General features: G+C 63.7%; 23 protein-coding genes. 13 read left to right on the top strand and 10 right to left on the bottom strand.

The annotated features are described in order from the left end of the window. Nucleotides 1-41 precede the first annotated feature (41 nt). Nucleotides 42-773, top strand: coding sequence for a sulfite exporter TauE/SafE family protein (locus CO655_RS20140; protein ID WP_097608514.1), 732 nt, complete (start codon nt 42-44; stop codon nt 771-773). 15 nt (nt 774-788) lie between these two features. Here the strand turns inward: CO655_RS20140 and CO655_RS20135 are convergent, their stop codons facing one another. After that, entirely contained in the window at nt 789-1,130 is a 342-nt protein-coding gene (locus CO655_RS20135) for a nuclear transport factor 2 family protein (protein WP_097666158.1), read from the bottom strand. Nucleotides 1,131-1,247: 117 nt separating this feature from the next. On the opposite strand from CO655_RS20135, the gene CO655_RS20130 reads away from it, so the two are divergent. Next, on the top strand, nt 1,248-2,522 hold the full coding sequence (locus CO655_RS20130) for a multidrug efflux MFS transporter (RefSeq protein WP_097666156.1): 1,275 nt from the start codon (nt 1,248-1,250) through the stop codon (nt 2,520-2,522). Here CO655_RS20130 and CO655_RS20125 read toward each other — a convergent pair. Then, entirely contained in the window at nt 2,484-3,101 is a 618-nt protein-coding gene (locus CO655_RS20125) for a TetR/AcrR family transcriptional regulator (protein ID WP_097608517.1), read from the bottom strand. The two genes, CO655_RS20130 and CO655_RS20125, sit on opposite strands and share 39 nt — an antisense overlap. Before the next feature lie 117 nt (nt 3,102-3,218). Between CO655_RS20125 and CO655_RS20120 the strand changes: the two genes are divergently transcribed. Further along, nucleotides 3,219-3,902, top strand: a complete 684-nt coding sequence (locus CO655_RS20120) for a glutathione binding-like protein (protein ID WP_097666154.1) — start codon at nt 3,219-3,221, stop codon at nt 3,900-3,902. A 7-nt stretch (nt 3,903-3,909) separates the two neighbouring features. Here CO655_RS20120 and nadE read toward each other — a convergent pair whose 3' ends face one another. From nadE to CO655_RS20100, 4 genes are all read right to left on the bottom strand, one after another. Further along, nucleotides 3,910-4,743: an ammonia-dependent NAD(+) synthetase gene (gene nadE / locus CO655_RS20115; protein ID WP_097666152.1), complete on the bottom strand. Its 834-nt coding sequence runs from the start codon at nt 4,741-4,743 to the stop codon at nt 3,910-3,912. A gap of 275 nt (nt 4,744-5,018) precedes the next feature. Then, on the bottom strand, nt 5,019-6,224 hold the full coding sequence (locus CO655_RS20110; protein WP_097666150.1) for an adenylate/guanylate cyclase domain-containing protein: 1,206 nt from the start codon (nt 6,222-6,224) through the stop codon (nt 5,019-5,021). A 22-nt stretch (nt 6,225-6,246) separates the two neighbouring features. Further along, complete coding sequence (locus CO655_RS20105) at nt 6,247-7,866, bottom strand: MDR family MFS transporter (protein ID WP_097666149.1); 1,620 nt, start codon at nt 7,864-7,866, stop codon at nt 6,247-6,249. Between the two features lie 72 nt (nt 7,867-7,938). After that, nucleotides 7,939-9,135 carry an HlyD family secretion protein gene (locus CO655_RS20100; protein WP_097608542.1) on the bottom strand — a complete coding sequence of 399 codons (1,197 nt, stop codon included), beginning with the start codon at nt 9,133-9,135 and terminating at the stop codon, nt 7,939-7,941. A gap of 137 nt (nt 9,136-9,272) precedes the next feature. Between CO655_RS20100 and CO655_RS20095 the strand changes: the two genes are divergently transcribed. Further along, nucleotides 9,273-10,175, top strand: coding sequence for a LysR family transcriptional regulator (locus CO655_RS20095; RefSeq protein ID WP_097666147.1), 903 nt, complete (start codon nt 9,273-9,275; stop codon nt 10,173-10,175). Between the two features lie 296 nt (nt 10,176-10,471). Here the strand turns inward: CO655_RS20095 and CO655_RS20090 are convergent, their stop codons facing one another. Next, nucleotides 10,472-11,359, bottom strand: a complete 888-nt coding sequence (locus tag CO655_RS20090; protein WP_097608523.1) for a branched-chain amino acid aminotransferase — start codon at nt 11,357-11,359, stop codon at nt 10,472-10,474. Nucleotides 11,360-11,607: 248 nt separating this feature from the next. Between CO655_RS20090 and CO655_RS20085 the strand changes: the two genes are divergently transcribed. The 5 genes from CO655_RS20085 (at nt 11,608) to zwf (ending at nt 17,783) form a co-directional block, all read left to right on the top strand. Continuing rightward, nucleotides 11,608-12,651: a zinc-dependent alcohol dehydrogenase family protein gene (locus CO655_RS20085; RefSeq protein ID WP_097666145.1), complete on the top strand. Its 1,044-nt coding sequence runs from the start codon at nt 11,608-11,610 to the stop codon at nt 12,649-12,651. Between the two features lie 570 nt (nt 12,652-13,221). Beyond that, a complete protein-coding gene (locus tag CO655_RS20080; RefSeq protein WP_097666143.1) occupies nt 13,222-13,689 on the top strand; it encodes a cupin domain-containing protein in 468 nt (155 codons plus the stop codon). 166 nt (nt 13,690-13,855) lie between these two features. Then, a complete protein-coding gene (locus CO655_RS20075; RefSeq protein WP_097666141.1) occupies nt 13,856-15,130 on the top strand; it encodes a hemolysin family protein in 1,275 nt (424 codons plus the stop codon). An 86-nt stretch (nt 15,131-15,216) separates the two neighbouring features. Continuing rightward, entirely contained in the window at nt 15,217-15,987 is a 771-nt protein-coding gene (tam, locus tag CO655_RS20070) for a trans-aconitate 2-methyltransferase (RefSeq protein WP_097666139.1), read from the top strand. A gap of 278 nt (nt 15,988-16,265) precedes the next feature. After that, nucleotides 16,266-17,783 (top strand): glucose-6-phosphate dehydrogenase, encoded by a 1,518-nt coding sequence (zwf, locus tag CO655_RS20065; RefSeq protein WP_010031227.1) that lies wholly within the window; start codon nt 16,266-16,268, stop codon nt 17,781-17,783. A 12-nt stretch (nt 17,784-17,795) separates the two neighbouring features. Here zwf and CO655_RS20060 read toward each other — a convergent pair whose 3' ends face one another. Both CO655_RS20060 and CO655_RS20055 read right to left on the bottom strand, forming a co-directional pair. Further along, nucleotides 17,796-18,113 (bottom strand): hypothetical protein, encoded by a 318-nt coding sequence (locus CO655_RS20060; protein ID WP_097666137.1) that lies wholly within the window; start codon nt 18,111-18,113, stop codon nt 17,796-17,798. A 198-nt stretch (nt 18,114-18,311) separates the two neighbouring features. Beyond that, nucleotides 18,312-18,767 (bottom strand): NUDIX domain-containing protein, encoded by a 456-nt coding sequence (locus CO655_RS20055; protein ID WP_097666135.1) that lies wholly within the window; start codon nt 18,765-18,767, stop codon nt 18,312-18,314. Between the two features lie 155 nt (nt 18,768-18,922). Here CO655_RS20055 and CO655_RS20050 point away from each other — a divergent pair, with 155 nt between their 5' ends. Further along, a complete protein-coding gene (locus tag CO655_RS20050; protein WP_097666133.1) occupies nt 18,923-19,189 on the top strand; it encodes a type II toxin-antitoxin system ParD family antitoxin in 267 nt (88 codons plus the stop codon). A 66-nt stretch (nt 19,190-19,255) separates the two neighbouring features. On the opposite strand, the gene CO655_RS20045 is transcribed toward CO655_RS20050, so the two are convergent. Beyond that, nucleotides 19,256-19,648 (bottom strand): hypothetical protein, encoded by a 393-nt coding sequence (locus tag CO655_RS20045; protein ID WP_097582829.1) that lies wholly within the window; start codon nt 19,646-19,648, stop codon nt 19,256-19,258. A 212-nt stretch (nt 19,649-19,860) separates the two neighbouring features. Here CO655_RS20045 and CO655_RS20040 point away from each other — a divergent pair, with 212 nt between their 5' ends. The 3 genes from CO655_RS20040 to CO655_RS20025 all read left to right on the top strand — a co-directional run bounded on the left by CO655_RS20040 (nt 19,861) and on the right by CO655_RS20025 (nt 24,150). After that, a complete protein-coding gene (locus tag CO655_RS20040) occupies nt 19,861-21,417 on the top strand; it encodes a helicase HerA-like C-terminal domain-containing protein (protein ID WP_097666131.1) in 1,557 nt (518 codons plus the stop codon). 183 nt (nt 21,418-21,600) lie between these two features. After that, the gene (locus CO655_RS20035; RefSeq protein ID WP_097666129.1) at nt 21,601-22,371 is read left to right on the top strand and encodes an NYN domain-containing protein; all 771 of its coding nucleotides are present in this window, start codon (nt 21,601-21,603) and stop codon (nt 22,369-22,371) included. Nucleotides 22,372-22,554: 183 nt separating this feature from the next. Beyond that, nucleotides 22,555-24,150 carry an ABC-F family ATP-binding cassette domain-containing protein gene (locus CO655_RS20025; protein ID WP_097666126.1) on the top strand — a complete coding sequence of 532 codons (1,596 nt, stop codon included), beginning with the start codon at nt 22,555-22,557 and terminating at the stop codon, nt 24,148-24,150. Nucleotides 24,151-24,292: the final 142 nt, after the last annotated feature.

Raw genomic sequence — 24,292 nt, 5'->3', positions numbered from 1 at the left:
CATCGTGGATTCTGATGCTACCGTTCGCCAGAGGGGACTGCATGACATCGGATATCTTCTTTTTCATCGCCGTCGGCTTCTGCGCACAGATCGTCGACGGCGCGCTCGGCATGGCCTTCGGCGTGCTGTCGACCACGAGCCTGCTGGCTTTCGGGGTGCCGGCGGCCAATGCCAGCGCCATGACGCATGTGACCGAAATGTTCACGACGGCAGCATCCGGCCTGTCGCATGCCTATCACCGCAATATTGACTGGCGGCTGGTGGCGCGGCTGGCTCCGGCCGGCATGATCGGCGGCGCGATCGGCGCCTATCTGCTTGCCAATGTCGACGGCAAGGTGATCGAGCCCTTCGTGTCGGCCTATCTGATCGCGATCGGCCTGTTGATTCTCTACAAAGCCTTTCGGCCGCCGGGCAGGCGCGAGGTGCGCGACTGGGCCGTGCCGCCCGTCGGGTTTTGCGGCGGCATGCTCGATGCGATCGGCGGCGGCGGATGGGGACCTGTTGTCACCAGCACGCTCGTCGGGCGCGGCCATGATCTCAAACGGGTGATCGGCTCGACCAATTTCACCGAATTCGCAGTGACGCTGACGATTTCACTGACCTTCATCCTGACGCTCGGCTGGTCGGAGCTCAATTCGGCGATCGGCCTAATCATCGGCGGCGTCATCGCCGCCCCGTTCGGGGCCATCCTCGTCAAGCGGCTGCCGGTGCGGGCGCTGATGGTGGCGGTCTCGATGATCATCATCGCGACGTCGGCGATACGGATCCTGTAAACGGCACTGCCGGGCCTAGAGATTGCGGCCGAAATAGACCTCCACGGAGGCGATTTTGTCGCCACGGAAGCGCAGGCTTTCCATATTGCCGAAGCTGCCGCCGTCGAGTTTTTCGGCACGGTAGCGAACAACCGCCTCGTCGCCGTCGACCGCGAGGAATTCGATGTGGATAGCGCGGAAGAACGGCTCCTTCGGCCAGCAGCGCTCGAAATAGGTCGCCCGGTCGATATGGTCGTCACGCGGGCTGGAGAAGGTAAAATCCTCCGTCAGCATGGCGCCGACTTTATCCTTGCGGTCTTCGAGATAGGCGGCGTAGAGATCACGGACGGTCTGCTGCCGCGTGCGCATCTCGTTCATGGCAATGTCCTCCGATTAACCGATTGCATCACGCAATCAGTTATCTTCTAGCACTTTTACCTGAGATGATCCAGATTGCGGCGCAAATGCGCAGCAGGATCGATGCCGAGGCACGGAATGACCGATACGCAATGGGACGCGGCCAGCGCTGGAACGGGCTCGATCCACTGGAAGCGCAACCTCGCCGTCTCGCTGATCGGCTCCTTCACGACAATCGTGGCGATGACGCTGCTCTTGCCTTTCCTGCCGCTCTATGTCGAGGAACTCGGTGTGGCCGACCATGCGGCGATCGTGCAATGGTCGGGTATCGCCTATGGCGCCACCTTCCTGGCCGCCGCCCTCGTCGCACCGCTCTGGGGTCGGCTCGGCGACATTTATGGCCGCAAGCTGATGCTGGTGCGCGCGAGCCTCGGCATGACGGTGGCGATCTCGCTGATGGGCATGGCCGGCAATGTCTGGCAGCTGGTGGCGCTGCGCCTCTTCGTCGGCCTGGCCGGCGGCTATGCCTCCGGCTCGATGGTGCTGGTGGCGACGCAGACGCCGAAGGACCGCTCGGCCTGGGCGCTCGGCGTGCTGTCTTCCGGCATCATGGCCGGCAATCTCGTCGGACCGCTGATCGGCGGGGCGCTGCCGCCCGTCATCGGCATTCGCGGCACGTTTCTGGCCGCCGGAGCCATGATCTTCCTCGCCTTTCTCGCCACCATCCTGCTGATCAAGGAGGAGAAGTCGCCGGCCCGCAAACAGGCGGCCAAGGCGAGCGGCGGCTGGAAATCCATCAGCGACAAGCGGCCAGTCATCGCCATGCTGGCGACCGGCCTGCTGTTGATGTTCGCCAATATGTCGATCGAGCCGATCATCACCGTCTATGTCGCGCAGATCGTGCCTGATGCAACTGAGGTGACGATGATCTCAGGCCTCGTGATGTCGGCGGCTGCGCTCGGCAGCATTCTCTCGGCCTCCTGGCTCGGCAGGCTTGCCGACAGGATCGGCCACTGGCCGGTCATTGCAGGGGCGCTCGCCGTCGCCGGGCTGCTGCTGATCCCGCAGGCCTTCGTCACCAGTTCCTGGCAACTGATCGTCCTGCGCTTCCTGATGGGCGCCGCCCTCGGCGGGCTGCTGCCCTGCATCGCTGCCGTCATCCGCCACAGCGTGCCCGATAGCGCGGCCGGGAGCATCCTCGGGCTGTCGATCTCCTCGCAATATGTCGGCCAGGTGGCCGGCCCCGTTCTCGGCGGCTTCGTCGGCGGCCATATCGGCATGCGCGCGGTCTTCCTCGGCACCGCGGTGCTGCTTGTCGCCGGTGCGGCCTATGCCTGGATGGTGCGGCCCAGAATGATCGAGGCCGGATCGGGATCAGCTGCGCGCGCTGCCGCAGATCAGCTCGACGCCTGAGCGGGCGATTGCCTCCAGCGTCTCGCGGCTGTCGCCGGCGCGGGCGCGCACGGCGAGCGAATGCATGACGGCGGAGGCGAGCCTTGCCAGCATCTGCGGATCAGCGCTCTCGGGAAGCTCGCCGCGTTCGACGGCAAGGCGCATGCGCTTTTCGATCTCGCCGTCGAAATCGCTGAGGCTGCGGCCAAGCACCTCGCGGACCCGTTCACGCTCGACCGCCTCGACCGTTGCCGTGCCGATCAGCAGACAGCCGCGCGCGGCCGTTTCACCGTGCAGATAGACCGCCAGCGCGCCTTCATAGACGCGGGCGAGATTGTCGCGCAGCGGCAGCGACGGGTCGAGCGCCTGGACCAGCGCATCCATGCCGTCCTGCCGATAACCCTCCAGAGTATCGAGATAGAGATCCTCCTTGTCGCCGAAGGCGCCGTAGAGGCTCGGGCGGTTGAGGTTGGTCGCCGCACTCAGATTGTCGAGCGAGGCGGCGGCAAAGCCTCTGTCCCAGAAGACGTCCCGCGCCTTGGCGAGCGTTGCCTTGGCGTCGAAGGCCCTCGGGCGGCCGCGCTTCTTCTCATCCTTCATATTTTGTACCGCTTCGCATTAAATTCTTGACGAAAGTTATTTTATGCGAAACAGTACAGATGTTCAATGATATCGAACAGGCGGGCGCCGACCGCCTGCATGAGAGAGGAAATCGCCATGAAACTCTATATGAACGCCGCTGCCTGCTCGCTTTCGCCGCATATCGTCTTCCGGGAGCTGGGGCTTGATATCGAGCTCGTCGAGGTCGACCGGGGAACCCACCGGACGAGCGACGGCAAGGACTATCTCGCCATCAACGGCAACGGCTATGTGCCGGCGCTGATGCTCGACGACGGCAAGGTGCTGACCGAGGGACCGGCAATCGCGCAGTTCCTCGCCGACAGCGTGCCGGAGGGCGCCGCCATGCTGCCCGAAGTCGGCAACCTCAGACGCAACGAGGTGCAATCCTATCTGAATTTCATATCCGCCGAACTGCACAAGCCGATGGTACTGCTGTTCGACCCGGCCTATGCCAGCGTGCATGCGCAGATCCGCGCCCAGGTTGCAAAGCGGCTTTCCTGGCTGAGCGGCCGTTTTGCCGGACCCTATCTGACCGGCGAGGCCTTCACGGTGGCGGACGTCTATCTCTTCGTCTGCCTGAACTGGTCGCCCTGGACGGGCATCAATCTCAAGCAATGGCCGGCGTTGCACGGCTTCATGGCCCGTGTGGCGGCACGCCCGAAGGTGCGCGAAGCATTGCGGGCCGAAGATCTCGAGGCCTTCGATGCCGACGGCGTCTATTTTGCGCCGAATGTCTATCTCGCCTCGTCGGACTGGACGGGCGTGCCGGTGCAGCCTTAAACGCTCCTCAGAGCGCGTTGACGGCTACCGGCAGCGCGCGCTTATGGGCGGTGGCGCGATAGGCGGCGAGAATGCGGCGCCGGGCGATCTCGCCGACCGGCCGGCCTTCGAGAAAATCGTCGATCTCGTCATAACTGACGCCATAGGCCTCCTCATCGGGGCGCAGCGGCCGCTGGTCCTCCAGATCGGCGGTCGGCACCTTGAAGATCAGCTCGTCGGGGGCGCCGAGCCGCTTCGCCAAGAGTCGGACGCGGCGTTTGTTGAGGCCGGCAAGCGGCAGGATATCGGCGGCACCATCGCCGAATTTGGTGAAGAAGCCCATGACCGCTTCGGCCGCATGATCAGTGCCGATGACGAGGCCGCCGAGCGCGCCGGCCAAAGCGAACTGGGCGATCATCCGTTGGCGGGCCTTGATGTTGCCGAGAATGAAATCCTGCCGGCCGGCATCGGCGAAGGCAAGGCCGCCCTTTTGCGCGGCGGCCAGCATCGCATCCGCCGCGGCCTTGATGTTGACCACCATCGAGCGGTCGGGGTCGATCGTTGTAAGCGCCCTCTCCGCATCGGCCTCATCCGCCTGGACGCCATAGGGAAGGCGTACGGCGATGAATTCGGCCGCATGGCCGCCGTCACGCAATTCGCGCACGGCCTTCTGAGCTAGCAAAGCCGCCGTCAGCGAATCGACGCCGCCGCTGATGCCGAGGACGTAGCCGCGCATGCCCGAACCGACGAGATAATCCTTGAGGAAAGCGGTTCGCCGTTCGATCTCCCGCTCGGGGTCGATATCGGCGGCAACGCCCAGCTCGCGGATGATCTCGCCTTGTTCGTCGAACAGCACCGTCATAAGCTCTTCCTCCCCGCTTACGGAATTCCGGCGCCACTATGGCGAAAAGATGGGGGAAGACGAAGCCGTTTCGGGCAGACCTGCTATGCGTTCCGTGCAAGTGGGCGGCGAGGCTCGAATAGGTCAAGACGGATGGACCGGTGTCGCCGGCCCCCTCATCCGCCTGCCGGCACCTTCTCCCCGAGGGGAGAAGAGATATGCCGCAACGTCTCGAATCCCTCTTCTCCCCTCGGGGAGAAGGTGCCCGTAGGGCGGATGAGGGGGCCACCGCACACCTACCTCACAATCGTAAACAGCTCCACCGGCTCGGCAAATCCCTTCAACCCATGCGCTCCGACCGACACCACATCCCCTGCCCCGGCGTCCCGGCGGAACGGCGCCGACATCAGCAAAGCCTCTCCCAACTCGCCGCAGGCGGTCTGGATGCGGCTGACCAGGTTGACGTCGCGGCCGATCAGGGTGAAGTCGAGGCGGCGGCCGGAACCGATATTGCCGTAGCTGACTTCGCCGTAATGCAGGGCGATGCCGGCCTTCACGCCGATGCCTTGATATTGGAAATGGTCGATCTCATCGAGCATGGCGCGGGCCGCGGCAAGAGCGGCGCCGCAGGAATGGGCCGCGTCATAGCCGGGGAAGAAGGCGAGCACGGCGTCGCCCATGAATTTCAGCAGTTCGCCGCCCTCGCGGGTGATGGCCGGCACGATCCTGTCGAAATAGGCGTTGAGCAAGCCGAGCACGGTGCTGCCGGGCAGCCGGTTCGACAGCTCGGTAAAGCCCCTGAGATCGCAGAGCAGCAGGGCTGCCTCCATCGATTCGATCTCGCCCTGGCGGATGCAGCCGGCCAGAATCCGGCTTGCCGTCAGCGGACCGATATAGGTATCGAGCAGGCTGAGCTCGACCTGGCGAAGAATGCGCAGCTCGCTGGTGTTGCGCAGCGCCGGCAGGATGCGCTCGATCACCTGGCGCTCCGAGGCGGTGAAACCGCCCGGCCGCCTGGTGCCGAAGACGGCGGCGCTGACCGGGCCGTCGACATTGCAGAGCGGCGCGATAACAAGCTGCATCAGGCTGCGATCGGCAAAGACATCGATATGCTGCCAGCGGCCATGGACGCTTTCGCCGGTATCGACGATCAGCGGCTCCCGGGTTTCCATGACCTTGCGCAGCGGCGTGTTTGATATAGCGACCCGCGCGCCATGTTCACGGTCATGGATCTCGACCGGCTCGCCCGGTGCCCAGGCAATGGTGCGGCCGATAAACTCCGGATGCAGCGTCATCAGATGCAGAGTCAGCCGATCGACCGGCAGGCCGAGCGCCTGAAGCCGGCGGCCGAGGCCGGAGACGAGGCCGGCTTCATCGAGCGCGTGGCATTCGTCGCCGGAAAGCCACTCGATGATCGAGAGCAGCGCGCCTGTGCTGACGGCATGACCAGTGGCCTTTGGCTGAAACCGGTCGAGATCGGGAGCATGGATTGCTGTCGTCATGGTGTTCTCCTCAGGAGACGGGTTAGTGGGCGCCGCCGCCGGCGAGCTGACCGGGCTTTTTCAGCAGCAGGCTTGCCAGCAGGGCGACGACCAGGGCGACCCCAAGCAGGAAGAAGGTGTCGCTGAAGGCCATGATATTGGCCTGCTTGCGTATATTGAGCGCGATGGCGACGACGGCCTTGTGGCTGGCGAGCGCCTGATCGCTGACGCCGTGGCTCATGAAGTAGCCGGTCAGCCTGGCGATGCGATCGCGGGTGGCCTCCTCGAAGACCGAGACCGAATGGGTCAGGATGTTCGAGTGGAACTGTTCGCGCTTCGACAGGAAGGTCTGCAGCGAGGCGATGCCGACCGCGCCGCCGAGATTGCGCATCATGTTGAAGAGCGCCGAGGCCGAACCGGCATTCTCCTTCTCGATGCCTGATGTGGCGATCGCCGAAAGCGGCGTGAAGACGAGCGCCTGGCCGACGGCACGGACGATGTTCGGCCAGAAAAGCTGGTCGCTCGCATAATCGCCGGTCATGTGCACGTTCATGAAATTGGAGGCGGCGAAGAGGGCAAAGCCGATAACGATCAGCAGGCGGACGTCGAACCGCTTCATCAGGCGCGGCACCAGCGGGATCAGCAGCAGCTGCGGAATGCCGGTCCAGGCGAGAACCATGCCGATCTGCTCGGAATTATAGCCCTGGATTCGGGTGAGATAGATCGGCAGCACGAAGACCGAACCGTAAAGCGCAATGCCGAGCAGGAAGTTGGCGACGATGCCGAAACCGAAATTGCGGCGCAGCAGCAGGCGCAGGTTCAACAGCGGCTGGGCCGTTCTCAGCTCGATGACGATGAACAGGCTCAGCGAGACGGCGGCGACGACCGATAGGCGCAGGATGAAATCGGAGCCGAACCAGTCTTCCTTGTTGCCCTCTTCCAGCACGGTCTGCAGGGCCGCCAGCCCGATCGCCATGGTGATGATCCCCGGCCAGTCGCCCTTGGACAGCAGCTTCAGGTTCATCGGCGCCCGATCGAGCGAGACCCAGAGCAGGCCGACCATCAGCGCACCCGGCACCAGATTGACGTAGAAGATATGTTCCCAGCCCCAGTTTTCGGTGAGATAACCGCCGATCGTCGGGCCGATGGCCGGCGCGAAGGTGGCCGACAGGGCAAAGAGCGCCAGGCCGATCGGCTGCTTGGCCTTGGGCAGCAGCGTGATGATGATGGTGAAGGCCATCGGGATCAGCACGCCGCCGGCAAACCCCTGGATGGCGCGCAGGATGATCATCTGCTGCAGGTTGGCCGCGAAGGCGCAGGCGACGGAGAAGATCAGGAAGAGGATGGCGTTGACCAGCAGATAGTTGCGCAGCGAGAAGACCCGCGCCAGCCAGGCGCTCAAGGGGATGACGACGATCTCGGCGATCAGATAGGAGGTCGAGATCCAGCCGCCGTCATCGGTGCCGGCGCCGATGGCGCCCTGAATATCGGCAAGCGAGGCATTGACGATCTGGATGTTGAGGACCGCCATGAAGGCGCCGAGCGTCGAGCCGACGACGGCCGACCACATGCGAAGCGGGCTCATGGCGGCAGGTGTGGCGGGCCCTGCAGCGGCGGGGCGCGCAAGCGAATTGCCGTTTGCGGCGGTCTGAAGAGTGGCCATGACCTGTCTCCTTCCGGCTGTTGCGGAAACTTTCCGATGATGGGGTTCGGCGATATTTCGGGAGGACAAGGATTATCCGGCGGCCCGGGAAGCCTCGCTCTGGGCAGCCTTGGTATCGACTTCGGGCTCGACCGACATGCCCGAGCGCAGCAGTCCGCTCAGAGCCTCGTCGTCGATGACGATCTTGACGGGGATGCGCTGGACGATCTTGGTGAAGTTGCCGGTGGCGTTATCCGGCGGCAGCAGCGAGAATTCGAGACCGCTTGCCGGCGAAACGCTGTCGACATGACCCTTGATCGACATATCGGGAAAACTGTCGATCTTGATCTCGACCGACTGGCCGGGACGGACATAGGTCAGCTGCGTTTCCTTGAAATTGGCAACGATATAGACCGCGTGCAGCGGCACGACGGCCATCAGCTGGGTGCCCGAGGTGACATACTGGCCGACGCGGATCGAGCGGGCGCCGACCGTGCCGTCGACGGCGGCGACGATGTCGGTATAGGACAGGTTGAGTTCGGCCTGGTGCGTGGCCGCGGCCGCCCGGTCGCGCTCGGCAACCGCCTGTTCGCGCTGGCTCCGGAGCACCGGCACCTTGTTCTCAGCCGCAACGAGGGCCGCCCGGTCACGCTCGACGGCGGCAGCCGCCTGGTCGCGGGCCGACTGGGTCTGTTCGGCGCGCGACTGGGTGCCGGCTCCGCTGGTGATGAGGCGGGCCGAGCGGGCGGCGTCGGAGACGGCAAAATCGAGCGAGGCCTGCGAGGCGTCGATCGTCGCCCTGGCCTGCCCGATGACCGACTGCTGCAGGGCGATCTGGGCATCGATATTGGCGATGGCGGCCTCGGCCGCCTTCAGATCGGCTCTCGCCTGCGAGAGTGCAGCCTGGAAGTCGCGGTCGTCGATGCGGGCCAGCACCTGGCCTGATTTGACCACGTCATTGTCGTTGACCAGCACCTGCCTGACATAGCCGGCGACCTTCGGGGCGACGGTGGTGTAATCGGCCTTCACATAGGCGTCGTCGGTGGTTTCGATGAAGCGGCCGACGGTCCAGTAGCGGTAGCCGTAATCACCCGCGAAAGCGACGCCGGCAAGCAGTGCGGCGGCAATGACGGCGCGCTTGACAATGCTGCGGCCGGTCTTTTCAGGCGCTGCGACAGCCGGGGTTTCGGCAGCGGGCATCGCAGGCGCCTCGGCGGCCGGCGCCTCGGCCAAAATCCGCTCGGCCTCACCGGCACTTTCGAAATCCTGCTTGCGGGGTAGTTCGACCATCGTCTCTTCCTTCGTCTGCCGCCCCGTTTCCGCGAGGCCCTGTTCGATGCGGAGGAAAATGCGCTCTGCCATTCATTTTGATAATCTGCTTATATCGGGAAGGATCATCAACTCTCAGCGGATAATCCGAGGGCAATATGGATCGGCTGACAAGCCTTGCAGTCTTTGGCCGGGTGGTGGAATGCGGCGGGTTTTCCGCCGCCGCGCGCCGGCTCAACATGTCCGTCACCATGGTCGGCAATCATGTGCAATCGCTGGAGGAGCGGCTCGGTGTCAGGCTGCTCAACCGCACGACGCGCAAGGTCAGCCTCACCGAAACCGGCAAATATTATTATGAGCGCTCGTCGCAGATCCTCGCCGAGCTCGATGAGGCGGACAGGACGGCCGGCGCGTTGAGCACGACGCCGCGCGGCACGCTGAAGGTCTATACCAGCAGCGCCATCGTGCGTTTCCTGCTGCCCGTGGTCAGCGAATTCATGGAGCTTTATCCGTCGATCGCGCTCGATTTCAGCGTCGGCGAAGGGATGGTCGACATGATCGAGGATGGCTACGACCTGGTGATGCGCACCCTACCGCCGCCGGACTCCTCGCTCATCGCCCGCAAGCTGACGCCCTGGCGCCATATGCTCGTCTGCTCGCCGGGCTATTTCGAGAGCCACCCGATGCCGAAGACGCCGGCCGAGGTCGCCGATCACAATTGCCTGCAATATGCCTATTACCCCTATGGCGACGAATGGCGCTTCGAGGATGGCGACGGCAACAAGGAGAGCGTCAAGATCGGCGGCAACGTCGTCTCCAACAGCGCGGAGATGCTGCGTTTCCTGACGCTGAACGGCAACGGCATCTTCCTGGCCCCGAGCTTCGTGGTGTTCGACGACATCGCCGAAGGGCGGCTGATGAAGATCATGCCGGACTACCGGCCGGTGGAATTCAACATCAACGCCGTCTATCCCAACCGCAGCCACCTGCCGACGAAAGTGCGGCTATTCATCGATCTCTTGGCGGAGAGATTTGCGGAGCATCGGAAGTGGATGACGTGAGGGATGCGGATGGCACCCCCTCTGCCCTGCCGGGCATCTCCCCCACAAGGGGGGAGATTGGCTGGGCGCGACGGCTTCCCCAAACAACTGGCCGTCACATGAATCGTGAACTTAGGGCGAGGCATCGCTTCTTGCCGATCTCCCCCCTTGTGGGGGAGATGCCCGGCAGGGCAAAGGGGTGGATGCGGATCTCGATTCTGCCGACAGGATCGCTGCAGCCCTGCGCTTGCGCTCCGGGCGTTCGCAGCTGCAATCGATTCACTGGATCGATTGCTTCGGCTGCGCCGAACCGCTGCTCACTCCTCGCTCTCGCTTCTTCCGTGGGCCCAGTCCATGTAGAGCTCCAGCGCCTTGCGGGTGACGGGGCCCTCCTGGAAATCGCGGTCGTCGAGGCGGGTGACGCCGACGACTTTGGAATAGTTGCCGGTGGTGAAGATTTCGTCGGCGGCGAGGAAATCCTCGACGGAGAGGGTTGCTTCCACGACGTCGAAACCGGCCTTGCGGAGCAGGCCGATGACGCGGGCGCGGGTGATGCCGGCGAGGAAGGTGCGGTTGGCGGCCGGCGTCATCACCACGCCGTCGCGGACCATGAACACATTCGAAGAAGCGGTCTCGACGACATTGCCGTTGAGGTCGCGCACCAGCGCATTGTCGAAGCCGCGGCTGCGGGCTTCGGCGATCATGCGGCCGCTATTGGGATAGAGCGAGCCGGTCTTCGCCTCGGTCATCGCCGTTTCCGGCGACGGACGGCGATAGGGCGAAACGGTGAGGCTGGTGCCGGCATGGCCGCCCATCGGCGCCTCGAACAGGCAGAGCGCGAAGCGGGTCGATGCCGCGTCGACGGAGACGATGCTGCCGGGCGAACCGTGTTCGCCCCAATACATCGGCTTGATGTAGATCGCCGTCGCGCCGTCGAATTTGCCAACGCCTTCCCAAGCGAGCGCGGCGATCTCCTCGGCCGACTTCACCGGCTTCAGGCCCATGGCAAGCGCCGAGCGGTTGACGCGCTGGCAGTGCAGATCGAGATCCGGGGCGATGCCGTCGAACCAGCGGGCGCCGTCGAAGACCGTGGAGCCGAGCCACATGGCATGCGAGGTCGGCCCGATCAGCGGCGGATTGCCGGGAAGCCATTCCCCATCGACGTGAGTCCAGGTGGTGGAACGCGGTGATGTATCGACGGCCATTGCTGCTCTCCCTTCAGAATCCGGGAAAGCAAAAGCCCCGGCGGCAAGCCGGGTCAAGGACAAATCCCGGCCGGAAATACGGAAGCAAGAAAATGCCGGGGGACAGCGTCCGGCCGCAATATTCGTGCGCGACAGCCGTGGCGTCGGCGATGGGTGCATCAGCAAAAATGATGGAATCTCTGTTGGAACGGGTGCCTGCCACATGGCATCATGGACGCTCGAGCGGACAGACATGAAGGAGGACGCCGATGAAAGCCATGTATTACGAAGCCTTCGAGCAGGCGCCCGAAATCCGCACCCTGCCCGATCCGGCGCCGACCGAAGACGGCGTCGTCATAGCGGTCGGCGCCAGCGGGCTCTGCCGCAGCGACTGGCACGGCTGGATGGGGCACGATCCCGATATCCGCCTGCCGCATGTGCCGGGGCACGAACTTGCCGGAAAAGTCGTCGCCACCGGCCGCGGCGTGATGCGCTTCAAGGTGGGCGACCGGGTGACCGTGCCCTTCGTTTCCGGCTGCGGCCATTGCAGTGAATGCCATTCCGGCAACCAGCAGATCTGCCCGAACCAGTTCCAGCCGGGCTTCACCCATTGGGGCTCCTTTGCCGAATATGTGGCGATCGATTATGCCGACACCAATCTGGTGCACCTGCCCGATACGATCGACGATGCGACGGCGGCAAGCCTCGGCTGCCGCTTCGCCACCTCGTTTCGCGCCGTCGCCGACCATGCGCGCACCGGACCCGGCGAATGGATCGCCGTGCATGGCTGCGGGGGCGTCGGCCTGTCGGCGATCATGATCGCCACCGCCCTCGGCGCCAATGCGATCGGCATCGACATATCGGAGGAGAAACTCGCCTTCGCCAGAGAGTGCGGCGCGGTGGCGACGGTCAATGCCTCAAGCGTTGCCGATGTGGCCGAGGCGGTGCGCGAGATCACCAAGGGCGGCGCGCATGTCTCGATCGACGCGCTCGGCCATCCCGTCACCTGCTTCAACTCGATCAAGAACCTGCGCCGCCGCGGCCGGCACGTGCAGGTGGGGCTGATGCTCGCCGAGCACGCGACACCGCAAATCCCGATGGCTCAAGTGATCAGCAACGAGCTGGAGATCTACGGCAGCCACGGCATGCAGGCCTGGCGCTACGACGCCATGCTGTCGATGCTGGCGGCCGGCAAGATCGCGCCGCAGAAGCTGATCGGACGGCGCATCAGCCTTACGGAGGCCGTGCCGGCGCTGATGGTGCTCGACAAGGCGGAGGGGACGGGAATCAGCGTGATTACGCGGTTTTCGTGAGGGAAGTCCGGCCTCTCGTCTGTGGCAAGCAGAGGAAAGAAAAACTTCGTCCAACCGCCACACGTCTCTTCTCCCCAGCGGGGAGAAGGTGCCGGCAGGCGGATGAGGGGGTGGACGGCGAAGCCGCGAATGCGCTGAGCGCAAGCGAAGGGCAATCATGAATGGTGTGCCGTGCCGCCCCCTCATCCGACCCTGCGGGCCACCTTTACCTGGGTTGAGCCGCGGGTCTCAACCCGTCCTTCGGACCCCCGCTGGGGAGAAGAGGGAGCCAAACTGCGACCTTTGCAACAGACCTTATTCCGCCACCCCAATCGAGGCCGGAACAGCCGCCGCGTTCTATGCGCCTCTTCTGTGTCGCCGGTATTACAGGCGCGGGCGGCCGGGACTGCTGGCCTCCGCATATTTGTCGCAGCCGGCGGGCCTTGCGAAAATGGCCGGCCGCACCGATATCGCCGTCACCGGCTTGCCGACGGAGATCGTCGCCAGCCACGACGACAGGGCTGTTGTCAAAAGCGGCGGCAAGCTTTAACGGCTGCCCCCGCAAACAAAAACCAAGAAGAAGAAAGAGACATGATGTCCAACTCATGTGTGACAATGCCTGCCAGCAAGGAGGCAGGACGCTTTTTCGTCCTCGGCGACCGGATCGAAAGACAGGTCCGCATCCGCGGAACCTGGCTCAACATCTTCGACGTCACCGTGCCGCCCGGCAGCCGGACGCCTAGACATGCGCATGCAAGCCCTGAGGTGTTCCGCATCCTCGAGGGACGCCTGACGATCTGGCGGGTGACCGACAACGGCCCTGAAGAGATCGAGGCCGGCGCCGGCGACATCGTCACCATCGCGCCCTTCATGGTGCACGGCTATGCCAACCGCGGAAGCGTTCCGGCGGTCTTTTCCGCCGTCGTCGATCGCGACATGGCCGAATTCATCGAAGCGGAGGGCGCAAGCGAGCCACCGCAGACCAGCCCTTCGGCGGAAACCATCGCCCGCATGACGGCGGCCGCCAATGCCTATGGGATTACGATCCTGGCGGCGTGACGAGACCTTCCGGCCTGGATCGCGCTTGCCGTCTCAGGCATTTCCAGAGACTGAGGGAACCGACATCGACCTTAACACGACGATGGAAGACGATCGGCGATGCGTATATATAGCCTTTCGTCGAACGCCTCGCCGCGTCGCCTGATCAATAACGAATAGGGTCCCTGTGTTTCTGGAAATTGGAATTGTGGCGTTTCTCACCATTCTCAATGGTGTGCTCGCCATGTCTGAGCTGGCTGTCGTGTCTTCTCGAACAGCCCGCCTGAAGGTTCTCTCCGACAATGGCAGCAAGGGTGCGGCCCAGGCCATCAAACTTGCCGAACACCCCGGCCGCTTTCTCTCCACGGTTCAGATCGGCATCACTCTGGTCGGCGTTCTCTCAGGCGCCTTCTCAGGGGCCACGCTCGGCGGCCGTCTGTCCGGATGGCTGGAAGCACAGGGCATGTCGTCGGCGGCTGCCGACGCTGTCGGCGTCGGTTCGGTCGTCGTCGCCATCACCTATCTTTCCCTCATCGTCGGCGAACTTGTTCCGAAGCAGATCGCGTTGCGGGAACCCGAAGCAGTCGCGGCGAAGGTCGCACCCGCCATGGCGGTGCTTTCAAAAATCGCCCTGCCCCTCGTGTGGCTTCTGAACGCCTCCGGAAACCTGGTTCTCAAGCTGCTGGGCCAGACAGGAAAAAGCGGCGATAACGTCTCCGACGAGGAGATCAAAACAGTTCTGGCCGAGGCGCAGTCGGCCGGCGTGATCGAAAGCGAAGAGTCGGCGATGATTTCAGGCGTCATGCGGCTGGCGGATCGCACCGCCCGAGCGCTGATGACGCCCCGGCGCGACGTCGAAATCATCGATATCGACGACAGCCTTGACGAAATTCGCGCGCAGCTGCACCGGACGAAACGGTCGCGGCTGCCCGTTCGAAAAGGCAGTTCGGACGAGGTGATCGGCATTCTTCCGGTCAAGGATTTCTACGATTCGATGTCCGAACACGGCAGCGTCGATATCAAGGCCCTGACGCAGGACGTTCCTGTGGTTTCAGACCTTTCAACCGCCATTCATGTGATCGAGGCGATCCGGAAATCGCCGGTGCACATGGTGCTGGTTTTTGACGAATACGGCCATTTCGAGGGAATTGTTTCGTCGGGCGACATTCTGGAAGCGATCATGGGCGCTCTGCAGGAGGGGCCGGTCGACGAACAGGCCATCGCGCGCCGCGACGACGGCTCCTACCTGGTGTCCGGCTGGACGCCGATCGACGAATTCGCCGAATTCCTCAATCTTAAGCTCGATGACGATCTCGAATATCAGACCGTGGCCGGCCTGGTGCTGGAAGAACTGAAACATCTGCCGGAACTGGGTGAGAGCTTCACGCGAGACGGATGGCGCTTTGAAGTCATCGATCTCGACGGCAGGCGCGTGGACAAGATACTTGTGTCTGCGGCGTGAAAGCCGGCGCCTTTGAGATCGTCGAGCCCCATCGACAAGATCGGCATCCGCCACGGGAAATGTGGCCTGACATCAGGAGGTACGCCATGGCATGGTCCGCCAGCCAATATGTGAAATTCGAGGACGAGCGCACGCGACCGGCGCGTGATCTCCTGGCGCAGGTGCCGCTGCGGAGCATCGGCCGCGCCGTCGACCTCGGCTGCGGGCCGGGCAATTCGACCGAACTCATCATCGAGCGCTATGGCGCCGAAGGCGTCTCCGGCCTCGACAGCGACGTCAATATGCTGGAGGCGGCCCGCAAGCGGCTTGCCGGCACTACCTTCGTCGAGGCCGATCTCGGCAGCTGGCAGCCGACCGAGCCCGCCGACCTGCTCTTTGCCAATGCCGTCTTCCAATGGCTGCCCGATCATCTCGACATTTTCGACCGGCTGATGGACGGGCTTTCCACGGGCGGCGTGCTGGCCGTGCAGATGCCCGACAATCTCGGCGAACCCTCGCATCTGGCGATGGAGGAGAGCGCCCATGCCGGCCCGTGGAAGGCCGCCTTCGAGGAAAAGAGCGTGCGCCGCCAGGCTTTGGCTCCGCCCTCCGCTTATTATTCCAGGCTGATCGCCAAGGCTTCGCGCGTCGATATCTGGCACACCATCTACAACCACCCGATGGCGGATGCGGTGGCAATCGTCGAATGGGTGAAAGGCACCGGGCTGATGCCTTATCTCGCGCAGGCCGGTGACGAGCATCGCGAGGCATTTCTGGTGGATTATCTGGAACGCATTGAAAGGGCCTATCCGAAGATGTCGGATGGGCGGGTGCTGCTGCGGTTTCCGAGGATTTTTATGGTGGCGGTGAAGGGGTAGCCGGCTGTCGGCGATGCCTCGTTCGGACCCAGGATTGCCCCTCACCCTAACCCTCTCCCCGTAAACGGGGAGAGGGGACGTGCCATGAGAGACGTTGGAGAGGGACCGAGAGGTCGCGGCATATCCCCTTCTCCCCGCGAGCGGGGAGAAGGTGGCGGCAGCCGGATGAGGGGCAGCCCCCATATGCTGTCAAATGCCTGTTATCCCTCACCCTCATATGTTGCGGCAAAACCGGCGGGCATTATAGTCGGCCGGACAATCTCAGGGAGATGACACCTATGGACGCTGCCCCTACCCCGCCGGTCACCCTCGTCATCTTCGGCGCCACCGGCGATCTGACGCGCCGGCTGCTGGTGCCGGCGATCATCAACCTGACGCGCCAGCGCCTCGTCGGCGAGGATCTCAATATTTTGGGCATCGGCATCGAGCCGGGCGACGACGAATTCCTGCGCGGCCGGCTCGACGCATTCCTCAACCACCTCAACGGCGAGGAGCAGACGGTCAAGGACGAAGCCTGGGAGAGCCTGCGCCGGCGCATAAGCTACACATCGGGTGATTTCACCAAAGACGATATTTTCCTCGAGATCGGCAAGCGGCTGGGGCCGGATGCCAATGCCGCCTTCTATCTTGCCGTGCCGCCATCCTTCTTCGGCTCGATCGTCGAGAAGCTTGCCGCCCATGGCCTGACCGACGAAAAGGACGGCACCTTCCGCCGTGTCGCCATCGAGAAGCCGTTCGGCACCGACCTTGCCTCGGCACGGGCGCTCAATGCCCAGATCCTCGCCCAGATCGAGGAAAGCCAAGTCTATCGGCTCGACCATTTCCTCGGCAAGGAGACGGTGCAGAACCTGATGACGGCGCGATTTGCCAATATGATCATCGAGTCGCTGTGGAACAGCCGCTACATCGATCATGTGCAGATCACCGCCGCCGAGATCGTCGATGTCGGCAGCCGCGGCAAATTCTACGATGCCACAGGCGCGCTGCGCGACATGGTGCCGAACCATCTTTTCCAGCTGCTGGCGATGATCGCCATGGAGCCGCCGAACAGCTTCGACGCCGAAGCGATCCGCAACGAGAAAAGCAAGGTGCTGAAGGCGCTGCGCATCTATACGCCCGAGGAGGCAAAAACGCATGGCGTGCGCGGCGCCTATACGGCCGGGCCGCTGAACGGCGCCGAGCTTCCTGCCTATCGCGACACGAATGACGTCTTGCCGGACAGCCGGACCGAGACCTATGTGGCGCTGAAGCTCTATGCCGATACCTGGCGCTGGGCGGGCGTACCCTTCTACTTAAGAACCGGCAAGGCGCTGACGGCGCGCGACACCGAGATCGTCATCACCTTCCAGCCGGTGCCCTTCGCGCAGTTCCGCGAGACCGAGGTCAATCGCCGCCTGCCGCCGAACCGGCTGGTGATCCAGGTGCAGCCGAACGAAGGCATGAGCATGGAGATCTCGATCAAGTCGCCGGGGCTTTCGGTCGATACCACCCCTGTTTCCCTCGACTTCCGCTACGCCGACAAGTTCGATATCGGCAAGACCACAGGCTATGAATCGCTGCTCTACGACCTCTTCATCGGCGACCAGACGCTGTTCCAGCGCGCCGACGGCATCGAGGCCGGCTGGGCGGCGGTACAGCCCTTCCTCGACATCTGGGCAAAGGATGAGAGCATGCCCGAGACCTACGCCCCGGGCAGCATGGGGCCGGCCTGCGCCGACCGCCTCATCGAGCGCGACGGACGCAAATGGCATGAACTCGGCGTCATCCTGCACAGCCAGGCGAAGAACGGCAAATAGCGCCCTTCCCCTTTATCGACCTTCACGGCATGCGGGGCTGACGGAGGCGCCGCTATTGCCGCCTTCGGTGGCCAGCGCGCCGCGGGCCTTGGGCGGCGGGCAACGCGCCCAGTCGACGCGGCCGCTCGGGGCGCCGTTGTCGATGCTGCCGGTTTCGATCGAATCGAGCGGGATGACCAGTCCCCTTTGTGTCTCGGCGCCCGGCGACGTGCCGAGCGGCGGCGTGCCGTCGATCCGGCCGCTGGCATCCATGCCCATGTTCGACTGGGCGAGGACCGGCGCGGAGAGGCTGAGGAGAGCGATCGACGTTGCTGCAATAAACCTGCGCATGATGCTGTTCCTTCTGGTGTCGGCGATGCGACAGAAACAGCGAGCCGGCTTTGCTTGTTCCCTATGGAACGAGCGCCGGCGATCAAAGTTTGGCGAGCAGACTATCGGCCGCGTGGAAACGCTTTCTAAAGCTCTTTGTTTTTATGCAGGTCGCTGTCCCGGAACCGCTGCACACCTCCGGGCGACATGCATTAAGGCTCAATCGCGCCAGCGTGACAGCATTTTCTCCAGCCCTGTCGGATAGAGATCGATGCCGGCATCGCGCACCGTGTCGCGGCCGAACCAGCGCGCCGTCGCCGCCGTCTCGTCGAGCTCGGCATAGCGGATTTCGTCACGCGCATAGAGCGATGCATCGGCGAGTTCGATATCGGCGGCGAAGATATATTCGTGACCGGTCGCGCCATGATGCTCGAAGATGTTTTCGAGCAGATGCCAGGGGCCGACGATGCGGATCGCCGTTTCGAGCTCCTCCCGGAATTCGCGCTGCAGGGCCTGTTCGCGCGTCTCACCGAATTCGATCGAGCCGCCGAGCGGGCGAATGCCCTTGATGCGGCCGCCGTCATCCTCCACTTCCGCGGCGAGCAGCCGATCTTGCCTCCAGGCAAGGCCGATCACCTTCACCCTGATCTGCTGCGGCGGACGCCAGACAGTCATGCGGCTCTCCTTTTTTTGACGGAAATCCTTAACTAGCCGGAAGAGGCTGCATTGCAAGGGCGAGCAGAAGCCACCACGCCGCGCCTGGCCAAAGATTGACATCTATTGCCATCGCGACGTGACTTCATCATTTTGACGATAGCGAAAGGAAAGCCATGCCCAACGTTGCGCTTGGAAGCCATTATGAGGAGTTTGTCCTGGTGCAACTGGAATCCGGCCGCTACAACAATGCCAGCGAGGTCGTGCGGGCGGGCCTGCGGCTGTTAGAGGATCATGAAGCGGCCCGCGAGCGCTGGCTCAATGAGGAAATCCCGGCGCGCTACGACGAGTTGATGGACAATCCGGGGCTTGGAATTCCGGCCGGGGCCGTCCGCGCTCGCTTTAATACCAAGCGCCGAAATGATGCGGCAAAAGCCAAGTAGGGATGGCCTGGAAACCGCAGCCGGACGAACCCCGCCACCGGGCGGGGCTCCTGCCGCTCTCTCGTCTCAGACGAACTGGCTGAGGCCGGGGACGGAGGCGACGACCTCGTCGACGACCTCTTCGCCGGCATATTGCTTGGCGATGGCGATGGTTTCCTTGGCGAGCGAAGTGATCTCGCCCATGCCGAGGCCCTCGCTCATCAGCTGCTGGCCGAGGCCCATGATGCCGCCGCCGCCGAGCGAGCTCATCAGCCCGCCGAGCAGGCCGCCACCGCCGGCACCGGCGCCGTTGAACTGGGCGACGAGATCAGCGCCGCCGGGGATCGCTTCGATCATCCGCGCGACAGGGCCGTCGGCCGCCTCGCGCTGCAGGAAGCCGAGCATCATGCCGAGCGCCTTTTCGGCCAGATCCGGCGCAATACCCACGCGATCGGCGATCTGGGTTACAATTTCATTCATGTCAGCCTCCTGTTATTTTGACGTTAACGTCAACGTTATTCGAAGTTCGATCGCAACTCAAGCTGCGCTTTCAAACGGCGGTTTTGCTTTCCATGCAAACAGTTGTCCGCATCCTTCCGCCTGCTTATAACAGGGAAACGATGGTTCGATGAAGGCGGCGCAAGCCCAAGCCTTCTCAACAAATGGCGGCGGCGCCGAAGGGAGAGTTGCGGATGATCGAGGACGGCAAGATTTTCATCGGCGCGAGCCGCAATCCCGACGACAGCATCAACAAGCCGGAATATCTCGACCTGAAATTCGGCAACCGCCACGGCTTGGTCACCGGCGCCACCGGCACCGGCAAGACGGTGACGCTGCAGGTGCTGGCCGAAGGTTTTTCGCGGGCCGGCGTGCCGGTGTTTGCGGCCGACATCAAGGGCGATCTTTCCGGCATCGCCGCCAGGGGCGAGCCCAAGGATTTCCTCACCAAGCGGGCCGAGCAGATCGGCTTTGCCGATTATGAATTCGACCTGTTTCCGGTGATCTTCTGGGATCTGTTCGGCCAGAAGGGTCACAGGGTGCGCACTACCGTCGCCGAGATGGGGCCGCTGCTGCTCGCCCGGCTGATGGACGCTTCCGAACCGCAGGAAGGCGTCATCAACATCGCCTTCAAGATCGCCGACGAGGCCGGGCTGCCGCTGCTCGACCTCAAGGACTTCACCTCGCTGCTCAACTATATGGGCGAGAACGCCAGCGCGCTTTCCAACCAGTACGGGCTGATCTCCAAGGCCTCGGTCGGCTCGATCCAACGGGCGCTGCTCGTTCTCGAACAGCAGGGTGCGGAGCATTTCTTCGGCGAGCCGGCGCTGAAGATCACCGACATCATGCGCACCAGCAATAGCGGCTATGGCCAGATCTCCGTGCTTGCCGCCGACAAGCTGATGATGAACCCGCGCCTTTACGCCACCTTCCTGCTCTGGCTGCTGTCGGAGCTGTTCGAGGAACTGCCGGAGGTCGGCGACCCCGACAAGCCGAAGCTGGTCTTCTTCTTCGACGAGGCGCATCTGCTCTTCAACGACGCGCCGAAAGTGCTGGTCGAACGCGTCGAGCAGGTGGTGCGGCTGATCCGCTCCAAGGGTGTCGGCGTCTATTTCGTGACGCAGAACCCGCTCGACGTGCCGGAAACCGTGCTCGCCCAGCTCGGCAACCGCGCCCAGCACGCGTTGCGCGCCTATTCGCCCCGCGAGCAGAAGGCGGTGAAGACGGCGGCCGAAACCTTCCGCGCCAACCCGGCCTTCGACTGCGCCACCGTCATCACCAATCTCGGCACCGGCGAGGCGCTGGTCTCGACGCTGGAGGCCAAGGGCGCGCCATCGATCGTCGAGCGCACGCTGATCCGCCCGCCCTCCGGCCGCGTCGGTCCGCTGACCGACGGCGAGCGCCAGCAGGTGATGGACAAGAGCCCGGTCCTCGGCGTCTATGACGAGGATCTCGACCGCGAATCCGCCTTCGAGATGCTGGCCGCCCGCGCCAGGAAGGCGGCTGATGCCGAGGCCGCCAAGCGGGCGCAGGAAGAAGCGGCCGAACAGCAGCCGGGCAGCACCTCCGGCTGGAGCCTGCCGGGCTTCGGCGGCGACGACAACAAGGACCGCGGCCAATCCCGCGGCCGGTCGTCCGGCTACCAGCGCGAAACCGTGGTGGAAGCGGCGATGAAAAGTGTGGCCCGCACGGTGGCGACCCAGGTCGGACGGGCGCTGGTGCGCGGGATCCTGGGGAGCTTGAAGCGGTAGCTTCGCTCTCTTCTCGCTGAGAAGAGAGCCAGACAAAGGTGCAATTGCTGGCACCGGCAGAGCCGGTGAACGCCCAGCTGATCAACAAAGCCGCCCCCCCCTTTTGATGCCTTCAGCATCCTGATCGCACGCAGTTGCAATAGGCTGCACAACGTATAGTTTTGCGGCATCGTGGAGGGACACATGGCAACAGAAAATTCCGGAAAGTTGGCGTTGCTGATCGATGGCGACAACGCTTCGCCAAAAATCGTTGTCGGTCTTATGGCTGAGATTGCCAACTATGGAACCGCCAGCGTCAAACGCATCTACGGTGACTGGACCGGTCCCAACCTAAGGGGCTGGAAGGAATGCCTGCTCGAACATTCCATCCAGCCAATTCAACAATTCGCCTACACCACCGGAAAGAACGCGACAGATGGCGCAATGATCATCGACGCCATGGATTTGTTGTATACGGGTCGTTTCTCGGGCTTCTGCATTATTTCAAGTGACAGCGATTTTGCGCGGCTGGCGGCGAGAATCCGGGAACAAGGTGTTACCGTCTATGGGTTCGGGGAGCGGAAGACTCCTCGCCCGTTCATCACTGCCTGCGATAAGTTCGTCTATTTCGACGTGCTTAATGCTCAGGCTGCGGAGGTCGAAGAAGCAGCGCTCCCCGCCCAAGCCCCAGTCCAGGTTAAGCCTGCAGCTGCGAAGGCGACGCCTAAAAAGGCGACTTTAAATAGAGCGGCACGAGACATGTTGACCAAAGCGATTATCGCAACCGCTGATGAAGACGGCAGAGCTAATCTGGCTCAAGTGGGAGGGCATCTGGCCAAGCAGGCACCCGACTTTGATGCACGCAACTACGGCTTCCCCAGGCTAAGCGATCTCGTGAGGTCTTCCGGCATCGCTGATGTCGAGCGAGCACCAGATAATCCGAAAATAATCCTAGTTCGCCTCAAGAAGGCATAAGCCGGCGATACAAAATGCAAGAGATGATGAGCTTGCCGGCCGGTCGGAGTGGTCCGGGGTGGCATTCGCTCCACAATGCCGCTAAATTACCCGCCATCGATCATTTCAACAGGATGTGTGCCGCAATGGATTTCAACCCGATCGCAACGCCAGTTCGCCTTGCCAACGGGGACATCCAGATCCATGCCTGCATCCATCACCCTCTCCCAGATTTCGTGGTCCGCACCTGACGGGCGGCCGCTTTTTTCCGATCTTGACCTGAGCTTCGGGCCGGAGCGCACCGGTCTCGTCGGCCGCAACGGCGTCGGCAAGACGACGTTGCTGAAGCTCGTCTCCGGTGAGATCCGGCCGCAGGCCGGGACGATCTCGGTCAGCGGCAGCCTCGGCATTCTGCGCCAGAACGTGCAGATCGCGCCCGAGGAGACTATCGCCGACCTGTTCGGTGTCACCGAGGCGCTTGCGGTTCTCCACCGTGCCGAAGCCGGCGAGGCAACGGCCGACGAGCTTGCCTCGGCCGACTGGATGCTCGAGGCGCGCATCGCCGCAGCGCTCGGCCGCACCGGGCTCGACGCAGAACCGCAGACGCCGCTTGCCGCACTCTCCGGCGGCCAGCGCACGCGGGCCGGGCTTGCCGCGCTTGTATTCACCGAGCCGGATTTCCTGCTGCTCGACGAACCCACCAATAATCTCGATCGCGACGGCCGCGCGGCGGTGATCGCGCTGATGTCAGGCTGGCGGGCCGGCGCGATCATCGTCAGCCACGACCGGGAACTGCTCGAAAGCGTCGATCAGATCGTCGAACTGACCTCGCTCGGCGCCACCCGCTATGGCGGCAGCTGGAGCCATTATCGCGAGCGCAAGGCACTGGAGCTTGCCGCAGCCGAACATGACCTCGCCGAGGCCGAAAAACGCATGGCCGAGGTCGCAAGGAAGACGCAGGCGACGGTGGAGCGCCAGGCGCACCGGGACAGCGCCGGGCGGAAGAAGGCGGCCAAGGGCGGCATTCCCCGCATCCTGCTCGGCGGCATGAAGGAGAGAAGCGAGACGACCGGCGGCGACAATGCCCGGCTCGCCGAACGCCGGCGCACTGAGGCGCTGGACGAGGCAAAGGCGGCGCGCGAGAAGATCGAGATCCTCCAGCCCCTGTCGGTCAACCTGCCGCCGACCGGGCTGCCCGCCAGCAAGGTCGTGCTGAAGATGGAGGCCGTGACGGTGGGCTATCGGCCGGGAGATCCCGTCATCCGCGATCTCTCCTTCGATGTGACGGGGCCGGAACGGATCGCCCTCACCGGCCGCAACGGTTCAGGCAAGACGACGCTGCTGGCGCTTGTAACCGGTGCGTTGAAACCCTGGGCCGGCACGGTCGCCGTGATGACCGGCTTTGCAATGCTCGATCAGAAGGTCAGCCTTCTCGATCCGTCGGCCTCGATCCGCGATAATTTTCGCCGGATCAATCCGCTTTCCGATGAAAACACCTGCCGCGCCGCGCTTGCCCGCTTCATGTTCCGGGCCGATGCGGCGCTGCAGACGGTCTCGACGCTGAGCGGCGGGCAATTGCTGCGCGCCGGCCTTGCCTGCACGCTCGGCGCCGCGCCGCCGCCGCTCCTGATCCTCGACGAGCCGACCAACCACCTCGACATCGACTCGATATCGGCGGTCGAGGCCGGGCTCAGCGCCTATGACGGGGCTCTGCTGGTCGTCAGCCATGACGAAAGGTTTCTTGAGAGCATCGGGATAGAGCGGCGGCTGGAACTGGCTGGCGGTGATGCAGTGAGTTAGGTGGCACCCTCAAACCTCCCTCATCCTGAGGCGCGTAGGCCAAAGGCCGGAGCCTCGAAGGACACGCTCCAACGCTGCTCCTTGCAGCCATCGGCGTCAACGCACCCGCCTCGCCCTTCGAGGCCCCTGCGGGGCACCTCAG

It is taken from the genome of Rhizobium sp. M1 (genome assembly GCF_002531805.1).
In the GTDB taxonomy this organism is placed as follows: Bacteria; Pseudomonadota; Alphaproteobacteria; order Rhizobiales; family Rhizobiaceae; genus Rhizobium; species Rhizobium etli_C.
Note: the sequence above shows the minus strand (reverse complement) of the source record. Positions and strands in the feature narration are given on the sequence as shown.